The sequence below is a fragment of the Acinetobacter sp. BIGb0196 genome (assembly GCF_011759595.1).
In the GTDB taxonomy this organism is placed as follows: domain Bacteria; phylum Pseudomonadota; class Gammaproteobacteria; order Pseudomonadales; family Moraxellaceae; genus Acinetobacter; species Acinetobacter guillouiae.
Genome location: NZ_JAAOZA010000001.1, coordinates 726624 through 746873, shown reverse-complemented (window position 1 = coordinate 746873; position 20250 = coordinate 726624). Strand labels below are relative to the sequence as shown.

At 37.7% G+C, this 20250-nt stretch carries 20 protein-coding genes; 4 read left to right on the top strand and 16 right to left on the bottom strand.

Features of this window, described 5'->3' with window-relative positions:
• Nucleotides 1-46 precede the first annotated feature (46 nt).
• The 13 genes from FHR28_RS03530 to paaA all read right to left on the bottom strand — a co-directional run bounded on the left by FHR28_RS03530 (nucleotide 47) and on the right by paaA (nucleotide 11857).
• Nucleotides 47-628 carry a hypothetical protein gene (locus tag FHR28_RS03530; protein ID WP_166781936.1) on the bottom strand — a complete coding sequence of 194 codons (582 nt, stop codon included), beginning with the start codon at nucleotides 626-628 and terminating at the stop codon, nucleotides 47-49.
• 148 nt (nucleotides 629-776) lie between these two features.
• A complete protein-coding gene (locus FHR28_RS03525) occupies nucleotides 777-1364 on the bottom strand; it encodes a hypothetical protein (protein WP_004717747.1) in 588 nt (195 codons plus the stop codon).
• Between the two features lie 60 nt (nucleotides 1365-1424).
• Complete coding sequence (locus FHR28_RS03520; protein ID WP_004717750.1) at nucleotides 1425-2366, bottom strand: PaaX family transcriptional regulator C-terminal domain-containing protein; 942 nt, start codon at nucleotides 2364-2366, stop codon at nucleotides 1425-1427.
• A gap of 49 nt (nucleotides 2367-2415) precedes the next feature.
• Complete coding sequence (gene paaK / locus FHR28_RS03515) at nucleotides 2416-3744, bottom strand: phenylacetate--CoA ligase PaaK (RefSeq protein ID WP_166781935.1); 1329 nt, start codon at nucleotides 3742-3744, stop codon at nucleotides 2416-2418.
• Between the two features lie 69 nt (nucleotides 3745-3813).
• On the bottom strand, nucleotides 3814-5028 hold the full coding sequence (gene pcaF / locus FHR28_RS03510) for a 3-oxoadipyl-CoA thiolase (RefSeq protein WP_166781934.1): 1215 nt from the start codon (nucleotides 5026-5028) through the stop codon (nucleotides 3814-3816).
• 10 nt (nucleotides 5029-5038) lie between these two features.
• Nucleotides 5039-6592 (bottom strand): 3-hydroxyacyl-CoA dehydrogenase, encoded by a 1554-nt coding sequence (locus FHR28_RS03505; RefSeq protein WP_166781933.1) that lies wholly within the window; start codon nucleotides 6590-6592, stop codon nucleotides 5039-5041.
• Nucleotides 6593-6594: 2 nt separating this feature from the next.
• Nucleotides 6595-7386, bottom strand: a complete 792-nt coding sequence (gene paaG, locus FHR28_RS03500) for a 2-(1,2-epoxy-1,2-dihydrophenyl)acetyl-CoA isomerase PaaG (RefSeq protein WP_004717756.1) — start codon at nucleotides 7384-7386, stop codon at nucleotides 6595-6597.
• Nucleotides 7386-8156, bottom strand: coding sequence for an enoyl-CoA hydratase-related protein (locus tag FHR28_RS03495; protein WP_166781932.1), 771 nt, complete (start codon nucleotides 8154-8156; stop codon nucleotides 7386-7388). The genes paaG and FHR28_RS03495 overlap by 1 nt, the downstream gene beginning before the upstream one ends.
• A 25-nt stretch (nucleotides 8157-8181) precedes the next feature.
• Complete coding sequence (locus FHR28_RS03490) at nucleotides 8182-9240, bottom strand: 2Fe-2S iron-sulfur cluster-binding protein (protein ID WP_004717759.1); 1059 nt, start codon at nucleotides 9238-9240, stop codon at nucleotides 8182-8184.
• 52 nt (nucleotides 9241-9292) lie between these two features.
• A complete protein-coding gene (paaD, locus tag FHR28_RS03485) occupies nucleotides 9293-9793 on the bottom strand; it encodes a 1,2-phenylacetyl-CoA epoxidase subunit PaaD (RefSeq protein ID WP_151957653.1) in 501 nt (166 codons plus the stop codon).
• A 28-nt stretch (nucleotides 9794-9821) separates the two neighbouring features.
• Nucleotides 9822-10577 carry a 1,2-phenylacetyl-CoA epoxidase subunit PaaC gene (gene paaC / locus FHR28_RS03480; protein ID WP_166781931.1) on the bottom strand — a complete coding sequence of 252 codons (756 nt, stop codon included), beginning with the start codon at nucleotides 10575-10577 and terminating at the stop codon, nucleotides 9822-9824.
• An 11-nt stretch (nucleotides 10578-10588) separates the two neighbouring features.
• Nucleotides 10589-10879 (bottom strand): 1,2-phenylacetyl-CoA epoxidase subunit PaaB, encoded by a 291-nt coding sequence (gene paaB / locus FHR28_RS03475; protein WP_004817294.1) that lies wholly within the window; start codon nucleotides 10877-10879, stop codon nucleotides 10589-10591.
• A gap of 36 nt (nucleotides 10880-10915) precedes the next feature.
• Nucleotides 10916-11857 carry a 1,2-phenylacetyl-CoA epoxidase subunit PaaA gene (paaA, locus tag FHR28_RS03470; RefSeq protein WP_166781930.1) on the bottom strand — a complete coding sequence of 314 codons (942 nt, stop codon included), beginning with the start codon at nucleotides 11855-11857 and terminating at the stop codon, nucleotides 10916-10918.
• A gap of 304 nt (nucleotides 11858-12161) precedes the next feature.
• On the opposite strand from paaA, the gene paaZ reads away from it, so the two are divergent.
• The 3 genes from paaZ (at nucleotide 12162) to FHR28_RS03455 (ending at nucleotide 17644) form a co-directional block, all read left to right on the top strand.
• Nucleotides 12162-14231 (top strand): phenylacetic acid degradation bifunctional protein PaaZ, encoded by a 2070-nt coding sequence (paaZ, locus tag FHR28_RS03465; RefSeq protein WP_228722074.1) that lies wholly within the window; start codon nucleotides 12162-12164, stop codon nucleotides 14229-14231.
• 774 nt (nucleotides 14232-15005) lie between these two features.
• Nucleotides 15006-16382, top strand: a complete 1377-nt coding sequence (locus FHR28_RS03460; RefSeq protein ID WP_096734980.1) for an MFS transporter — start codon at nucleotides 15006-15008, stop codon at nucleotides 16380-16382.
• A 20-nt stretch (nucleotides 16383-16402) separates the two neighbouring features.
• Nucleotides 16403-17644, top strand: coding sequence for an OprD family outer membrane porin (locus tag FHR28_RS03455; protein ID WP_166781928.1), 1242 nt, complete (start codon nucleotides 16403-16405; stop codon nucleotides 17642-17644).
• Nucleotides 17645-17835: 191 nt separating this feature from the next.
• Here the strand turns inward: FHR28_RS03455 and FHR28_RS03450 are convergent, their stop codons facing one another.
• On the bottom strand, nucleotides 17836-18597 hold the full coding sequence (locus FHR28_RS03450; protein ID WP_166781927.1) for a DUF4882 family protein: 762 nt from the start codon (nucleotides 18595-18597) through the stop codon (nucleotides 17836-17838).
• 186 nt (nucleotides 18598-18783) lie between these two features.
• Between FHR28_RS03450 and FHR28_RS03445 the strand changes: the two genes are divergently transcribed.
• A complete protein-coding gene (locus FHR28_RS03445) occupies nucleotides 18784-19122 on the top strand; it encodes a hypothetical protein (protein ID WP_166781926.1) in 339 nt (112 codons plus the stop codon).
• A gap of 127 nt (nucleotides 19123-19249) precedes the next feature.
• On the opposite strand, the gene FHR28_RS03440 is transcribed toward FHR28_RS03445, so the two are convergent.
• Together FHR28_RS03440 and FHR28_RS03435 are read right to left on the bottom strand one after the other, a co-directional pair.
• Nucleotides 19250-19693 carry a hypothetical protein gene (locus FHR28_RS03440; RefSeq protein ID WP_166781925.1) on the bottom strand — a complete coding sequence of 148 codons (444 nt, stop codon included), beginning with the start codon at nucleotides 19691-19693 and terminating at the stop codon, nucleotides 19250-19252.
• 11 nt (nucleotides 19694-19704) lie between these two features.
• Complete coding sequence (locus FHR28_RS03435; RefSeq protein ID WP_216076320.1) at nucleotides 19705-20004, bottom strand: hypothetical protein; 300 nt, start codon at nucleotides 20002-20004, stop codon at nucleotides 19705-19707.
• Nucleotides 20005-20250 lie beyond the last annotated feature (246 nt).

Sequence of the window (20250 nt, the reverse complement as noted above, 5' to 3'; positions counted from 1 at the left end):
TGATATTTAAATAAAAATACCACAAACCATATTTTTTAATTTCAAATTATCCACCTTTGTAAAAGGCCAACTCTAAAGCTCTATATTCTGAAATTTCATAACCAACTTTATGCTGAATTATTGTGAAAAAAATATTGAAATCCTCTTCTAACTTCAAGTTATCAAGTAACTGCAGATATTCAATATAAATTTCAGCTTGTTTAAATTTTGAAATATATGATTTTTCTCCACTCAAGAACTTAAAGACTCTACTGTCCCAAATTGCATATTTATTTGGATTAATGAAATGTAATAGCTTTGATGTTCCAACAAGAGAATTGTTAAATGCTTGCTTTAATAAATTAATTTCTTCAATTGAGATTACCTCTCCATTTTTTACTTTATTCAAAATTAATATTAAATTTTCAGAATTTGTAAGATCAATTTTTTTTAAAATTGTTGGCATCCATGAATAAGTAAAACTTATTCCTATAACGATATCATCCAATTGAATACGATCAATTTTTCTAAAATAATTTAAAAAATAAGAATATGCTTGAAGATAGTTTTCTTTCTCACTGTTAAAATTATTTGCGATTTCCATTATTTGTTTAAAAATTTCTTGATTTTTTTTCGAAGTTAAAGACACGGCGTTTTTTACCTTAATATTGATTCATACATATAGTTTATATTGATTTTAACCTTTCCATTTAACATATTCAGCGTATACAACCCACCTATATCCCTTAATACCTTTCCGTTACAGATGATACATCTAATCACAACTTTATATTTTACTAGTACAACTTATGCTCAGCTTTAAAGTTTGTAAAATCCAACCGATTTTCTAAAGAAATCAAAGGTTCCACCTCTCGTAATGAATTTATACAACGCTGTGTAAGATGAATATATTCATTTGTCCCATTTCGCTTCCATTCAATTTCTTGTTCTAGTAAATCACGAACGACTTTTGCAGGACTTCCAAGAGCGAGCACATTTGCGGGTATAACTGCCTTGGCTTTAACTGTGCTATTGGCCCCAATAATGGTATTTTCACCAATTTCAGCTTCATCAAGAATGACACTATTCATGCCAACCAAAACATTTTTGCCAATTGTACAGCCATGTAAAATAGCAGCATGACCGATATGCCCATACTCTTCGATTAAAGTAATACTTTTCGGAAAGCCATGAATCACGCAGTTATCTTGTACATTGGAATTTTTACAGACATGAATCTGTCCAAAATCAGCACGTAACGAAGCAAAAGGGCCAATATAAACGCCCTCTTCAAGAATAACATCACCAATTAATACAGCAGTTGGATGTACAAAGGCGTTAGGGTGTACGACTGGAATTACATTATCAATAGCATAACAAGGCATGTGAATAATCCATATTTTTCAAAGCCCAACTCATTTAAATAATTAAATGCGTTGGTGGGTTTAAGCGTCCATTTCCTCAACTTTTAAACCACCAAATCGCTTATAAAACATAGGATGTAAAGGTGGCATAAAACCTTCTGATGTGCGAGCAAACTGCATAAAATACTCTTCCCCTGCAAAAACAACCAGTTGATAGAGGTTACTACTCAAATTTCTCGCATTCAGCGATAACCAGTTTGAAGGTAATAATTCAAATGGTAAATTTGGATCTTTTAATAAAATTCGGCGGAATTGATGAATAAGCAAAATACGGATTTGAAATGCTTGTGCGGCATCCATATCATCTGAATTTTCCACAAGATTTAAGAACTCTCGAAAATCTTGGATAAATTTTTCATAACGTGAATGTAACTCAAGAATTGGCCAATTAACTTCCACCATTCGTTTTACTGTTGGATAAGATTCTTGCCACAGTTGCAAAGTTTCAGCTTTAAAAATTACCACTTGATCTGTCATGTTCTGACTGAGCAATAAATTCTGTAATTTCAATTTATCGCAACTTGGATAAGCCATTACATTACTTGCGATACTGGCAAAACCCAGCCACTCCAACTCTTTCTTTAAAATTTGTTTATTATCAATATCTAATGAACTGAGTAAGACCAAATCCCAACTTTGATCCCATTCTTTATGATTAAAATTATAAATTTTAGTATCTGCGAGTGTAAAACCATTGAGACTACTTTCAGTCACACGATAATAACTTGTACGACCAATTTTTTCAGACACTAACCAGCCATTTTGTACCAATCTAAATACAGCAGTCCGTACCGAACGCTCATTGAGTCCAAAAACACTCATTAACTGAATCAAACTTGCAAGACTGATAATCCCACCGTGATGATGAACACAATCACCAAAAACCGTCATGATCAGTGACGTTCCACTTAACATTTCTTTGGTAATAAAATCATCTATAGCAAGTTTTAATTTTGAATTCATAATGTTCGATAGGACCTTAATTTAAAAATCTCAAATAACAACAATCAAATTAACCGAGGCTAAGCGTACTTGATGGATGTGTAACATGATTATTGCTGCGCAAATCAAATACACGCTGAGCCTTACCTTCTGAACGTGGCAATGCCCCTTCTGTCAAAATTTCAATGCTTACCGTAATTCCAACCATCGTTTTGATCTTAGTTTTGAGCTGAGTACACAGTTGTGCGTGTATTTCCTGAGGTATATCTTGACGCATTTCTGTACGGATGTGCAATCCATCCAGATGACCTTGTTTACAAATCTGAATCTCATAATTAGGAACCAATTCAGGGATTTGTAAAATTTGTTCTTCAATTTGAGATGGAAATACATTTACACCACGAATAATCATCATATCATCACTACGTCCAACAATTTTATCCATACGGCGCATTGTTCTTGCTGTGCCTGGCAATAAACGAGTCAAATCTCGGGTTCGGTAACGAATGACAGGCATGCCTTCTTTGGTAATCGTGGTAAAAACTAATTCGCCCAATTCACCATCAGCCAACACTTCCCCTGTTTCTGGATTGATAATTTCAGGATAAAAATGATCTTCCCAAATGGTTAAACCATCTTTAGTCTCTAGACACTCCATCGCCACACCGGGTCCCATCACTTCAGATAGGCCATAGATATCCAGTGCATCGATCCTTAAACGATCTTCAATTTCTTTACGCATCTCATTGGTCCACGGTTCCGCACCAAATATTCCGGTTTTAATGGAGCACTCTTTGGCAGTACCAAATCTTTTCTCCAATGCTTCAATGATATTTAAGCAATAGGATGGTGTCACCATAATTGCCGTGGGTTTAAAGTCATGTATTAATTGTACTTGCTTTTCAGTTTGACCACCTGACATAGGAATGACCGTTGCGCCTAAGCGCTCAACACCATAGTGCGCACCTAGACCACCAGTGAATAGTCCATAGCCATAAGACACTTGAATAATATCTTGATTACTTAAACCTGCAGCACGTAATGAACGCGCCACAACATCAGACCAAACTTGAATATCTTTTTGAGTATATCCCACGACAGTGGGTTGCCCCGTTGTACCTGACGAGGCATGTACTCTGACTATTTGCTGTTGTGGAACTGCGAACATGCCAAATGGATAATTTTCGCGTAAATCTTTTTTAGAGGTAAATGGAAATTTAGCTAGATCTGCTAAAGTTTTAAAATCATCAGGATGTATCCCAACTTCATCAAATTTCTGACGATAGACGGCACTATTCTGATAAGCATGTTGCAATGTTTGTTTCATACGTTCAAATTGAACATTGCGTAATTCATCAACCGATGCTTTTTCTAAATGTTCCAATGTATTGTTATTCATATTGTTACTCCCTGAACAGCCATCCTTTGGCTGTTTCTTAAAATCCTTGGTTTGGCATTGCTGTGGTTGTTATGCGTCAAAATTTTCCAAAATAAGCGCAACACCTTGCCCAACACCCACACACATCGTACATAGTGCATATTTTCCATTACGGCGTTTCAATTCTTTCATTGCCGTGATCACCAAACGTGTACCACTCATACCCAATGGATGACCTAAGGCAATTGCTCCACCATTGGGATTGACCCGTGCATCTTCATCGTCCAGACCCAGTGCACGCATTACTGCAAGTGATTGTGCTGCAAATGCTTCATTCAGCTCAATGACATCCATTTGATCCAGACTTAAACCTGTCTGTTTCAGCAGTTTTTGTACTGCTGGTACTGGACCAATTCCCATATATTTTGCTTCAACGCCTGCACTTGCCATCGCAATGACTTTAGCAAGTGGTTTCAACTGATTTGTCGTTGCAAAGCCTTCACTGGTCAATAACACACAAGCGGCACCATCATTTACCCCCGATGCATTTCCTGCTGTGACAGAACCATCTTGTTTGCGGAACGGCGCTTTTAATTTTGCCAAACTTTCCAGTGAGGTATCTGCGCGTGGATGTTCGTCTTCAGTTATACGTGTCAGATTCTTTTTATGATCGATTATTTCTACAGCACATATTTCTTCTGCAAACACGCCATTAAATTGCGCAGTTGCCGTTTTTTTCTGACTATTGAAAGCAAATAAATCCTGATCTTCACGGCTAATCTGATACTTTTCAGCAACGTTTTCTGCGGTTTCAGGCATGCTGTCCACCCCAAAATTCGCTTTAAATTTTGGATTGATAAAGCGCCAACCAATAGTTGTATCATAAATACTTGGTGTTCGGCTAAAAGCGGTTTCTGGCTTGGACTGTACAAATGGCGCACGACTCATTGACTCAACACCACCTGCCAATACAAATTGTGCTTCACCTGACTTAATAGCACGTGCAGCCAAACCAATCGCATCTAATCCCGAAGCACATAAACGGTTTACCGTAATCGCAGGTACTGATTCTGGTAGTCCCGCAAGTAATGATGCCATTCGAGCGACGTTACGATTATCCTCACCGGCTTGGTTGGCACAACCAAGGATAAGCTCATCTAACTGATCCCAAGCCAACGTAGGATGTTGTTGTTTTAAATATTGAATCGGCAAAGCAGCCAAATCATCTGTACGAATACTACTTAAAGCTCCTGCATAACGACCAATTGGAGTACGAATAGCATCACAAATAAACACTTGTTCCATTTTTTACTCCTTATCCTGCTTGTTTTAATTGTTGTGCTTGCTGCACGGGTAAAGCCAAAGCAGCAACTTTTTTTCTTAAATACAGACTTGGGCGATAGCGTTCCTCACCATAAACTTGATGTAAATTTTCTAAAATCATCAAAATCTGTTGTGCACCCAGTTGCGTCATCCATTGGAACGGACCTTGCGGATAATTCACTCCAAATCTCATGGCAGCATCAATATCGTGTTCTGTCGCGATATCATGCAAAACCGCCTCGCAAGCTTCATTGACTAACATTGCAATGCTTCGCATTACATATAACCCAGGATGATCTTTTGTCCAAACTACATGAACACCAATTGCAGCAAAGAATTGTGTCATTTTTTCTTGATCTGCTTGGCAACATGCTGGAGATGCCGTCGCTGCAATTGCTTTAGCCTTGTTCCAATCCGCATGCCAATCCATCAGTACAACTTTTTGATGTGTATAAACAATATCGCCAGATTCGCCTTGCGTGACTTGGAGATCAATATCATCAATTTGAATATAATTTTGTTGAGACACAACTTTGTTGATATTGAATGTCGTTTGATTTTTTAGGCGCTGAATAAAATCAGCTTGATTGGCCCATTCACCATGGATACTCACATTCATGTTCTGTGAGCTATCCTGAGTCATTTCAGGTAAGCGATATACTGGTGTTGGTTGTTCTTGATGATAATTATAGAAGCCTTGTTTATTTTTACGCCCCAAACAACCTGCATCTACCAGTTGTTTTTGAATAAGAGAGGGACGATAACGTGGCTCGTAAAAAAATTCCTGATAAACGCTCTGTGTCACTGAAAAATTCACATCTTGACCAATTAAATCCGTCAACTCACATGGTCCCATCGCAAAGCGACCACATTCACGTAAAATGAAATCTAACTGTTCAGGCGTCGTCACATTTTCCTGTAAAGCACGAAAAGCTTCAGCATAATACGGACGAGCCACGCGGTTCACAATAAAACCAGGCGTAGATTTGGCTAAAACGGGTACTTTGTTCCATGTCTGCATCAGATTACACAAAGCATCTGCATTCACTTTGGCAGTTTTTAAGCCTTGTACAATTTCAACTAGTTTCATTACCGGTGCAGGGTTAAAAAAGTGTAATCCAATCACACGTTCAGGTTGCGGAATCACAGACGCTATTGCAGTTATTGAAATGGAGGAGGTATTAGAAGCAAAAATAGTCTGTTCTGAGCAAATTGCAGCAAGTTGTTGAAAAATGCTTTGTTTCACTTCTTTATTTTCCACTACAGCTTCAATAATTAATCCTGCTGCCGCAAGTTGTTGAATATCATCCGCCACAGTTAAATTCACCAATGCACTGTCCACAAGGGCCTGTGTTATTTTTCCAGCTTGTACACGTTTATTCAGTTGTACTGTCAGCTGTGCAAGTGATGCCTTGGCTATATTGAGATCATGGTCAAAGAGCAGCGTTTGATGACCATTCATCGCAGCCAGTTGAGCAATCCCGATACCCATCGTTCCTGCACCAATAACAGCGACATTTGCTTGCTGTAAATTGAATTGTTGCATGATTAGCATCCTTTAAATTCAGGGCTACGCTTTTGCATAAATGCTTGTACGCCTTCTTTATAATCGCTGGAACGACCGGCTAAACGCTGTAAGTCACGCTCTAAAATCAATTGATCATCTAGGCTATTGTCAGCAGCAGCATGGATTGCTTTTTTTATTAAAGACAAGCCATAGGTGGGTTGTGTTGCCAAATGCTTAGCCAATTTTTCCGCTTCAGCTTTGAGTTGTTCATCTGCAACACTTTGCCAAATCATGCCCAGTTGCTCTGCCTTTTCAGCAGAAATTTTATCGCCCAGCATTGCCAAACCCATTGCCTGCGCGCGTCCAACCAAACGGGGTAAAAACCAAGTGCCTCCTGAGTCAGGCACCAATCCTAAGCGACAAAAGGCTTGAATAAATGATGCAGATTTTGCGGCAAGAACAATGTCACAAGCCAAGGCAATATTTGCACCTGCTCCAGCCGCCACACCATTTACTGCACAAATCACGGGTTTCTGCATTTCTGTAATCAGTTTGATTAATGGGTTGTAATATTTTTCAATCGATACCCCCAAATCAGGTGCGTCTGCATTGGGATCAACCACTCGATCAGCTAAATCCTGCCCGGCACAAAAACCACGACCTTCGGCTGAAATCACCACCGCGCGAATATTTGAATCTTTGGCCCAGGCCTTTAATGTTTGTGATACTTCATGATGCATCGTTTCATTAAAACTATTCAGTTGCTTTGGGCGATTAAAAGTTAAATAACCGACTGCATTTTTTTCTTCAACAATTATGGTTTGGTAATCCATCACACACCTCTAAATTCTGGTTTTCTTTTTTCAAAAAATGCATCAATACCTTCCTTACGGTCTTGAGTTGCCGTAAGCCAGACAAAATGCTGACGTTCTTGCTTCAAGCCTTGGCTTAAAGTTACTTCATGGATGGATTTCAACGATTGTTTAATGACACGGATTGCCAATGGCGCTTGTTTGGCAATTTTTTCAGCCAGTTCAATTGCATATTGCACCGTCAGTGCGCTTGGGCAAATTTGGCTACTAATGCCATGTTGCAATGCAAGCGCTGCAGAAATACGTTCCCCTGTCATTGCCCAACGCATGGCCAATTGCTGTCCGACCAAACGTGCTAAACGCTGCGTACCACCTGCACCAGGCAACATACCCAAACCAATTTCGGGTAAGGCAAATTGTGCATTTTCACCAGTCAGCACAATATCGCCATGCAAGGCGAGCTCAAAGCCTGCACCAAAGGCAAAGCCATTGATCGCCATAATGATTGGTTTTGAAAACTCATCAATGTGTTTCCATAGTAACGGACGTTGATCTTGCTGGATTGTCACCACATCAAGGGCTGCCAATTCTGTTAGATCAGCACCCGCTGCAAAACATGTTTCATTACCGGTAATCACAACGGTTTTAATACTTTGGTCCCGCTCTAAATCTTGCAGCACATCCACAAGTTGTTTTAAGGTGGCATTATTTAGCGCATTATGTTTTTCTGGGCGATTTAACTCGATAAGCATCACGCCTGTTTTCACTAAACTGGTTTTTAAGAAATCCATCTCTCTGCTCCAATGTTATTCCGTTTTATTCATCAAAACTCAAACGCACATTTGGAGTCGTTGGCAATGCTTGACAGCTGAGTACATAACCTTTTGCAAGTTCTTCAGGTTCAAGACTATAGTTAATTGCCATCTCGACCTTGCCTTCAAGTACTTTGCATTTACAGGTTGCGCACACGCCACCTTTACATGCATAAGGTAAATCAGCACCGGCACGTAATGCAGCATCTAGAATACTGTCATCTTCTTTGGCGACTTCAATGATCAACTCGCGCCCATCCAGCACAATATTGACTTTTTCTTCATTACGATTGCCAATATGCTGCGCTGTGGCTTTTTTCACAGCCCCAGTATTAAAACGTTCAGTATGAATTTTGCTGCGTTCAATGCCAAATTCAGGTAAAACCGTTTCGATGGCCTCCATCATTTCATTGGGACCACAGGCAAAACAATGATCAAATTCTGCATGAATCAGATTTGCTTTAAATAATAATTGCAGTTTTTCAGCATCAATCCGACCATTAAACAAAGCACTGTCATTCATTTCACGAGAGAAGACATTGATCAATTGAAAACGCTCTTTAAAACGATCTTTTAAATCCATAATTTGCTCAGCAAACATGGTTTGTTTCCAAGTACGATTGCCATAAATCAGGGTAAAACTGGCAGCTTGTTGCTGTAATAACACTGTTTTTATAATGGATAAAATTGGGGTAATTCCACTGCCTGCGGCAAATCCTAAGTAGTTTTTTCCTCCAGTTTTGGCAACTTTTTGAAAAAAAATCCCTTGCGGCGGCATTACTTCAAGTTGATCACCGGCTTTTAAATTGTCATTTGCCCAAGTTGAAAATTGACCTTGATCAATTTTTTTAATCGCGATACTCATATCTTCTTGAACATCACTACAAATCGAATAACAACGACGAATTTCACCACTTTCTGTTAAATGGCGAATGGTTAAATGTTGTCCTGGTTGATACTGAAAGCGCTGTTGTTGTTCTGGTGTAAGATCAAACGCAATACAAATCGCCTGCTCAGTTTGAGGCGTAATTGATTTTATGGTTAATGGTACAAATTGACTCATGTGAAAATCCCTCTTTCATTTTAACTTTTCAAACTGTTGAACAATGTTCAACTTAAATACATTTGAAATAGTCAAATGGTTCTAAGCAGTCTTGGCATTGATATAAGGCTTTACATGCAGTAGAACTAAATTCGCTTAATAATTTGCTGTGTATGCTGTGGCAATGTGGACATTCAATCCCATCGGTTAATGCGACATGTGTACCACAACTGTGTGCCTCGCCTTTTGGAGGTGCAATACCGTATTGTTTCAGCTTGTCTTTGCCATTTTGGCTCATCCAATCGGTGGTCCAAGCTTCAGATAAATCCACCACAACTTGAATCGGTGTGAAACCTTTTGCAGTAAACGCGTGTACGATTTCATCTTTGAGCACATCTGTTGCAGGGCAACCGCTATAGGTGGGTGTAAGTCGAACCACAATATTATTGTCCTGATTCAACTCCACCCCACGAATCATGCCTAAATCCACAACCGATAACACCGGAATTTCAGGATCAGAAATCTGTTGTAAAATATCCCAGCAATCATCACTAAATTGTCGAATTAAATTCATGTGCTTCACTCCTTGTGAAAAGCTGAACTTACCAACTCATATTGGGATAAGTACGTTGCATATATTGCAATTCAGCCAAAACGAAACCTAAATGTTCGGTATGCAGGCCTTGTTTTGCACCACTACGATAAGCCCCTGTTTCAGGTAAACTAAGCTCAAAACGTAGCAGTTCAACTGTTACGACATCCAGCCATTGCGCTTTTAAAGGTTCAATATTTGGAATTAAGCCTTCTGATACCAAGCCTTGTTCTTCGGTGGTTAAGACAAATAATTCTTTGCTAAAACGCCACAATTCGTTTAAACCTAATTGGGTTTTTGCATGTGCTTCGCTTGTTCCTAAACTTAAACGTTCCATCCAAGCGGTTGAAAAACGTAAGTGATATTTCACTTCACGTAATGATTTCAGCGCAAATGCAGCTAACGCTTTGTGTTGGCTATGGCTTAATTCAGCAAATAACAAATGATGATAATGATCCATTAACCACTGGCGTACCATGGTTTGTGCAAAGTCACCATTGGGTTGTTCACATAACAATAAATTGCGATATTCACGTTCGTTACGGAAAAATGCCAATTGATCTTCGTCACGACCTAAGCCTTCCTCTTCACCGGCAAGACTTAACAAGGTTCTGGCTTGACCTAGCAAATCCAAACCAATATTGGCTAATGCAATATCCAGCTCTAGCTCAGGCGCATGACCACACCATTCGGCCAAACGATGCGATAAAATCAGTTGGCTATCACCCAAATGCAATAGGAACTGTGCAAATACTGAATGACTCATCTTCGTCCCCCTTACATATGCTCAATGCCATCTGGAATATGGTAAAACGTCGGATGACGATATACCTTGTCTAATGCTGGATCAAAAAATTCATTTTTTTCATTAGGTTGAGATGAAGTAATCCATTCAGATTTCACCACCCAAATACTGATCCCTTCATTGCGACGGGTATAAACATCACGGGCATTCTGGAGTGCAATTTCTGCATCTGGCGCACGTAAACTACCCACATGACGATGGCTTAAACCTTGTTTACTTCGTACAAAAACTTCAAATAGCGACCAGTTATTTTTATTGTCCATCATAAAATCCTTATTAAATTTGACTAAAACGCTGAACTAAGCAACTTTGGCAGCAGCTTGTTGTTGCTTTTTTTGTGCATAGACCACAGCGGTATCACGTACCCATTTGCCGCCTTCCCACGCTTTACGGCGTGCTTCGATACGTTCGTAATTACATGGGCCTTTACCTGCAAGAATGTCAAAAAATTCGTCCCAATTAATTTCACCAGACTGGTAATGTCCTGTTGCTTCATTAAAACGTAAGTCAGGATCTGGCACAGTCAAACCCAGCTGTAAAACTTGCGGTACCGTGTTATCCACAAATTTTTGACGGAGTGCGTCATTACTAAAGAGTTTAATTTTCCATTGCATGCTTTGCGCGCTGTTTGGAGAATTATCATCACTCGGACCAAACATCATTTGTGCAGGCCACCAAAAACGATTCACTGCATCTTGTGCCAATTGTTTTTGCTCAGGTGTCCCATTTGCCAACTGCATCATGGCTTCAAAGCCTTGGCGTTGATGGAAACTTTCTTCTTTACATACACGTACCATGGCACGTGCATAGGGACCATAAGAGGTACGACATAACGCAACTTGATTGACAATTGCCGCACCATCAACCAACCAGCCAATGGCAGCAACATCGGCCCAAGTTAAGGTTGGATAATTAAAAATTGATGAATACTTCATCTGCCCAGCAATGAGTTTATCCATCATGTCATCACGATCGGCACCCAAGGTTTCAGCCGCACTATATAAATACAATGCATGCCCTGCTTCATCTTGAACTTTAGCAAGTAAAACAGCTTTACGTTTTAAGCTTGGTGCACGCGTGATCCAATTGCCCTCAGGTAACATTCCCACAACTTCTGAGTGTGCATGTTGTCCAATCTGACGAATTAAAGTTTTACGATATGCATCTGGCATCCAATCTTTAGGCTCAATCGAAATATCCTTTTCGAGAGATTGATCGAAATCTTTTTGATGATTATTCATTGTGTCCTCACTTATCCCAAGTGTTATGCCATTTAAATTAAAACGATACAAATAAAAAATCAATACATATTTTTATGTATCATAATTATTCCAAGATTAACTTTTGCAAACAATTGTTTTAATTAAAATTATTTTTATTATATTTTTAATATCACAATATTTAGCTAAAAAAATTTGACATTTTAAAATTTAAAAGACAAATTATGAGTCATTAAAAATAGAAAGCCATCTAAAACGTATCACAAAAGGAGTTTGAGTAATGCTTGATTTAGATACGGCAATACCCCATACGGAACCCGATGAAATGACCACAAAATCAACCACGCAGCCTGCGATTAAAACATTAAGCTCTTTGGTTTATGGACAAGAATATATCGCTCAACAAGACTTCCGTACTGTCTATCATGCGATAACAGGTGAAGCCATTTATCAAGTGAGTAGTCAAGGAATCGACACTCAAGCCGTTGTTGATTATGCAAAACAAAAAGGTGCTGCACTTGCATCACTGACTTTCCATCAACGTGCCAATGCATTAAAACAAGTCGCTCAATATTTGCTGGAACGCAAAGAAAGCTATTATGAACTTGCTAAAGCAACAGGTTGTACCCGTAAAGATGCTTGGATTGATATCGAGGGTGGGATCGGAACTTTATTCGCCTATTCAAGTTTAGTTCGTCGTGAACTCAGCGATGAAACCGCCTTGGTTGAAGATGCTTGGATTCCGCTGTCTAAAAACGGTACCTTTGGTGCAAAGCATATTCTTAGCCCAAAGGCTGGTGTCGCTGTGCATATTGATGCTTTTAATTTTCCAATTTGGGGAATGTTAGAAAAAATTGCCCCTACATTATTGGCGGGTGTGCCATGTATCGTTAAACCGGCCACGGAAGGTGCAGAATTGACCCACGCTGTTGTCAAAGACATTTTGGCTAGCGGCATCTTAGCAGAAGGTGCATTACAGCTTATCTGTGGTCAAACTTATGATTTATTCGAACATTTAAACCCTCAAGACACAGTAACGTTTACAGGTTCTGCATCCACTGGGCAAAAATTACGCGCAACGCCGCATTTAAATCATTATTCAATTCCATTTACCATGGAAGCAGATTCTGTCAATAGTGCTATTTTGACTCAACACACATCTACGGAAACAATCGATCTATTTGTACGAGAAGTTTTTCGTGAAATGACCACAAAAGCCGGGCAAAAATGTACTGCAATCCGTCGTGCCTTTGTTCCCGTAGAGTTACTTGAAACAGTACAAACACGGTTAATCGCAAAATTAAAAAATGTGGTCGTGGGCAACCCTGAACGTGAAAATGTCACTATGGGGGCATTAGCCAGTGTAAAACAAAAACATGATGTGGCAGAAAAAGTAGAGCAACTCAATCAAGAGGCTGAAATTGTATTTGGTAGCCACCTCCGTCAAGATTTCACCATTCAAGCTGAAAATCCTGAACAAGGTGCATTTTATCCACCGACTGTTTTAGTCTGTAAAAATCCAAGCCAAGCCACGACCATTCATCAAATAGAAGCTTTTGGTCCAGTTGTTACTTTAATGCCTTATGCAAACCTTCAAGAGCTCGCTGATTTAGTTGCACGAGGAGAAGGTAGTTTAGTTGCTTCTGTGGTGCGCAATGCGGATGAAAATGTAGAGCAGATCATTGCCAAAATTGCACCTTGGCATGGTCGTGTACATATCCTAGATAGTGAAAATGCCAAAGAAAGTACAGGTCATGGTTCGCCTCTTCCTTACTTAGTTCATGGCGGTCCAGGTCGTGCTGGTGGTGGTGAGGAATTAGGTGGTTTACGTGCGGTAAAACATTATATGCAACGGACAGCAATCCAAGGTTCACCCAAAGCCATGACACAAATTGGTCATAGTTGGACCATTGGTTCAGAGGTTTTTGAAGATCGAGTTCATCCCTTTAAAAAATCATTTGATGAATTACGTATCGGTGAACGCCTATTGACTGCTCGCCGCACTGTGACAGAAGCTGATATTGTCAATTTTGCTGGCTTAAGTGGCGATCACTTCTATGCACATATGGACAAAATTGCTGCGGCTGACTCAATATTTGGTGATCGTGTTGCGCATGGCTATTTTATCGTATCCGCCGCTGCGGGGTTATTTGTAGATGCAGCACCAGGTCCAGTGATTGCAAACTATGGGATGGACAATTTACGTTTTGTAGAGCCTGTTAAAATCGGAGATACCATTCAAGTCGAATTAACCTGTAAACAAAAAACCCCGAAGCCTTTACAAGACCCAAGCCAAAAAGCCCACGGCGTTGTTGTTTGGGACATTAAAGTAAAAAACCAACGACATGAACTAGTTGCCACTTACGATATTTTAACCTTAGTCAATCGCGACTAATTAAGCGTTTGTTTAAAAATAATTTTTATTGAATCAGCTCTCCTAAATTTCCAAAGTTAGCCTCAGTCATTTTGTAGCAATTTAGGAGAGTTTTTCAAACATATCCTAGAATAAATTATCTCAGAATAAATACTGAACAGATGCAATTTCAGTTAGCGATCTCGGCATTAATAAATCACATTGTTGGTCGTGATGATGTATTTGCCTAAATAAAGATGAAATTCATGGAATTAAACACGCGACCAAAATAACTTTAGATGAGGTGATTGCTCACACGGATACAACGTTGATTGATAACACGACAGTACACATTACAGCTTAATCGATTGGATGACTGAGTGAAGTTATAACTTATAAGGGTTTATACAAAACCTGATTCAACTTCGTCTGCAAAATCATATTTACCCAAATCAGTTTATTTGGGTTTTCCTGTTGCAAAAGACTTAATAAAAGACATTAAAAGATACCAAAAAATTATAATTTAATTAATTTTAGTATCGAATTACAAATAAAAATTAAAACCAATACATCGATAAAAATTATAATCATTTGATTTAAAATATTTTAATATCATTATTTAAAATTCAAAACATTACCAATTTAAATTAAAAAGATACCATTTTTATTTTATTTTAAAAATAGTGTATCCATTTAAAAAATATTCAAGCATAATTATTCGATTGATTCATGATGAGTCAATACGACAAGGATTTTGTTTCAATCAAAAAACCAAGAATAGATTGAAGCATAAGTGAAATACAAAAAGGAAAAGCTATGGAAAACTCTCAAGCAGAATTGCACGGCTCGACGCTTGCACTTCCCACTTCATCGGCATCACGTACTCGCAAAATTGCGATAGCAACGATTGTTGGGACCACAATAGAGTGGTATGACTATTTTATTTATGCCGCTGTAGCAGGCTTAGTTTTTAATCAACTGTTTTTTAAACCCGCAGGTCCGGCCTTTGCCACCCTGTTGGTTTTTGCATCTGTAGGTATTAGTTTTATTTTTCGGCCTTTTGGCGCATTTATCGCAGGTTATTTTGGCGATAAGTTTGGACGTAAAACCGTTCTAGCCGCTACGTTAATCATGATGGGTGGAACCACAACTCTGATTGGCTTATTACCCACTTACGACAGCGTGGGTATCATTGCGCCTATCATTTTAATTTTACTGCGTATTTTACAAGGAATTTCCGCAGGCGGTGAATGGGGCGGCGCTGTATTGATGGCCGTTGAACATGCACCCACCCACAAACGTGGATTATTTAGCTCATTCCCACAACTCGGTGTTCCACTTGGTTTATTACTGGCATCACTGGTTTTAGTGATCATGACTGGCTATGTTTCACCAGGAGAAGAGTTTTTAGCATGGGGTTGGAGAATTCCATTTATATGCAGTATTTTCCTCTTTGCTTTAGGCTACTGGATTCGCCGTTCTGTTGAAGAAAGCCCTATTTTTGAGGAATTAAAACAGAAAGGCACCACACAAAAACCGATCCGTGAACTTTTTGGACAGTATAAAAAAGTCATTTTTAGCTCAGCATTATTGATAGCTGGTACAACTGCGCTGGGCTACATGACTGCTGGTGGCTTTATTCAAAGCTTTACCACCAATCCAAATGGTCTGAATTTAGAGCGTCCAATCATTTTGACCTTGATCAGTATTTCTGCCGTTATTTGGACCTTCTTTACTTGGTTATCTGCAGTGCTTTCAGATAAATTTGGACGTAAACCAGTTTATATTTTCGGCTCATTGATTCAAATCATTACCGCTCTGGTACTTTTCCCATTGATCAGTACAGGCAACTATAGCTACATCATGTCAGGCTTAGCCCTATTATCAATGGGTATTGGAATCACCTATGGTGTACAAGCTGTCTTTTATTCTGAACTCTTCCCTGCTTCTATTCGCTTTTCAGGTATATCCATCACTTATGCAATTGGCTCTATCATTGGCGGTGCGTTCGCGCCATTAATTGCAGCAGCATTAATCGGCAAAGTAAACGGTATTTATTTAGTCAGTGCGTATTTAACCGTGATGTCCGTGATTGCTTTTTTAGCGATTTGTATTTTTAAAGACCGTACAGGTATTGCTTTAGAACCTGATGCTGAAGAAACCCAGAAAAAATCACCTTTCATCTGGAAATAAACTTAAGTCAAGGATGCCTTATGTTATTCAATACACCATTTACAAAGATTTTTACTACGCTCATATTCATCAATACTTGTGCTTTTACACAACTAACGCTAGCCAAAGATGAATGGAAATTAACTTTAAAAAATGCCTATATTGATCGCAATTTTGACCAAGAAAATGTCAAAGATTCGGGGAGTTGGTCACAAGGCGTATCATTATTTTATCACTCACAATTTTATGACACACCGATTGAAATTTTAGAACATCCTCTGCAAATTGGCGTTGATGGTTCAATACAATATGCGGTACGTCTAAGCAATGACAAACATGTCAATGATACCGTATTGCCTTTTGACCCAATCAAACAAGAACAAGCAGCAGACTATTTAAAATTTGGGGGTACACTTAAACTTAAATATGATCAGGCAGAATTGAGAGTGGGTGAGTTATGGCTCAATTTACCCATGACCGCAATCGACACAAGCCGTCAGCTTTTAACGACTTATCAAGGTGTGAACTTAAAATTTCCAATTCAGGAAAAACTTAAAGTCGAACTTGGTCATGTGTCGAAAAACTCTCCTCGCAATGAGGAGGATTTTTATAAATTTTCTTATACGCAGAAAGGTATAAAACATTATTCAGATGGATTGGATTACCTGAATTTATCTTATGATGTGAATAAAGATTTTAATATCAATTATTACTATGGGCATTTAGAAAATTTATATGATAAACACTATTTAGGTGTGGAGCATCGATACCCAATTGCTGACAATATCGCCCTGCATTCAAAATTACGATATTTTAATTCGCAAGATAATAGCAGTGCTTTAGATATCGATAGCCAAAATGTAGGTTTATTGGAAACATTAAAACTGAACAATCACACTTTAGGTATTGGTTATCAACGAATTATTGGAGACGCCTACCCTTTACCTGATGGTTTTTTACCTGAGCTTTATTTTATTAACTGGAATGTCACCGGCTTTTTTAAAGAAAATGAAAAATCATGGCATTTTATTTATGGTTATGACTTTAAAGATTACATCCTCGGTTTAAACAGCATTGCAAAGTACGCGGTTGGGCGAGATATTAAAATGAGCAATGGTGATAAAAACAAAGAGTCCGAACTTGATGTTCTGACGACTTATAATTTTCAACAATCTGCGCTAAAAGGACTGTCTTTACAGCACTTATTTACACGTTACCAGCAAGATTATGGGAGTGATTTTACAGAAAATCGTTTCTTTATCAATTATCAATATAAGTTCTAATCCTCTCGTCTCGAAATCGCTTCAATCCATGCCTGATGAATTTCATAGGCATGGATGAGGAGAAAAGGTTTATATCAACTGACCGTCGCTTAATCTAAGGCAATATTGTCAGACTAGGCCTAATTGTTTTAAATCACTAAAACTGGTTTTTTATTTATGAAAATCGAAGAGCTTTGTATTACAAAAAAATTTTAAATTGTATTTCCACAAATATCTTTCGTACCTGTTGGATAAGTAAATTGGAATTGATTTTTATCTGTAATCAGTTCTACTGAATGGACCTTTCCAATATTAGGTGAAGTCGAATCTGTTCCATAGTAAGCCATTCCATTTGTAAAAGCTAAGCTATTAATCTTACTTGGATTTGCTGAAACATAACCCTTATTAACGCCATTATAAATGACACCAACCTGCTTTGTATCTTGGTTAACATATATACCAATTTTTTGATATCCATCAGTTGTACTTGTCAAAGGCAGCTCAATCATACCTGTTGCACCATCAACAGTACTCCCCACGCCAATTGTGACTTTATTTGGAGTGGTACTACCGAGTAAATGATTTGCATATAGAGCTACTATTTGACCTTTTCCATTATCATAATAAGCATCAGCATAATTAGGATACATAAATATCTGTTCATTATTAGGAAGCAAGGTTGTTGGCACTTTAATCTTGTATTCATAAGCGAAGATTCCACTCTGTGGAACAGCACTACCATTACTTTGACCTGAAATTGCATTACCATTTGCTGCAATATACATCTGTTGAGAGTTCTCTGGAGTGACAGCTGTTGTAAATGATGTCTTTTGTCCAACTATACTGGGGAATTTCTGAAATCCTGAGAAAACTGCAGATATTTGAGCTTGTGTCGCATCAAAATTATAACTACAAGCACTCCACCCACTCATACTCATCAATCCAGTTGCCAATGCTATTGTTAATTTTTTCATTATCCATTCCTTGTTATTTTGAAAATAAAATATAGAACAGAAAATGAGTTATATGAAATAAATCCGATAAAAATTTACTAACTATTCAATAAAAATAAAAGTTAGTTTTCTAATTTCCTAGTAGCTCAATCTTGTTATTTCCAATAAAAAATCTATCATTGAATAAACAAAATAAAGGATCAAAAAATGAAAAAATTCCTACTTCTCACCCTCTTAATTAGTGGTGGAACTTGGGCTGAGTTACCAAAATCCAAATCATCATGTCAAATCCAAGCTCAACAATTAAAATTTGCTCGTTTAGTTGCTCTTAGTAGTCTTTGTGATAAAGATGAAAATTCAACTTACGGAAAAAGCTTAAGTGCTTTGTTTTTAAAAAATCAAAAGAAATGTAAGGTTTCCCGTGAACAGATTGACCCTACAGATGAACAGGTAATGAATGCTTATGATGAACTCATTGGTTTACCTATAGAACAGCAAAGAATACGATGCAGAACGGCAGATAAACAGATCAAAGTCCACTTTTAAAAACTTAAGACTTACTCGGTAAAACTATTCCATCATGCCGAATTCTAGAACTGCTTTGGCTAAGATATAGATGTTGAAAGTAAGATTTCAAGTCACCTATATTATGATAATTTTACAGAAATCAGAATTATTGGCATTCTCGTATACTCTTATCCCGACTATTGAAATTCATAATTGAATTTTTTTTACTTAGACAGAAGTAATTTATAAATTCATATTGTCTAAAGGATTTTCCTTTTTTTAACTCAATACGGATCTGAGTCTCTAAATAATTTGACATAAGCATATCTTTTGAAAAGCAAAAAATATACTTACTATCTTTATTAGACAAATTTTCTAAACTTTGTGCATATATTTTCTTTGATAATTCATCATTGAAACTTCCACTTTCATTTTTAAATGATGTGTCAAACATTGAAAACTCATTAGAATCATAAATTTCTTGGGGTTTTAATGAACAAATGCTCTTATCTTCTAATATTTCATATTGGAAATCAGCTACACGTTTCTCTTTACAACCAATTAATATTATTGATATAAAAAAAACACTTAATAAATTAATATTTTTCATGAGATGATAATTCAGTAAATTAAAGGAATTAATGGAGTCGGAGTAGAATTAGAAACCAGTGTATATCCTGAAGGATTACTTATAATCGGTTGCATTACCTGTCTTATATACTGTGAATTATCAGCTATATGATTTCGCCAAGCTAAACTGAAATTAATCTGATTATATCCTTCAATTAATCCAAAATAATCAGCTACAATATTAGCCTGTTGCTCAGGATTCAATTTTTTAAAATCTGTATCTTTATTTAATTCATAATCATATGGGTCATAGACAGAATCAGGTAAAGTCCACTCTAATGTTTGTAGCATAAGTCCTCTGCCCATTACATTGATATTAAAGTATAAGAAAGAAACTATACAAAATTTGATCACCCTAGCTCAAAACTTCCTCCATTAACAAAATGATGCTTATAAGAAATAGCAAGTATTTCTAGTACCAAGCTAGAATCATCCATTAAACAAAAACCACCCGAAGGTAGTTTTATTTGTCTTAAAAACTCGCTTCAGCTCGACTCCGTAAACGTCTTCCCAAGCTTTGTATTTCATATTTTAATC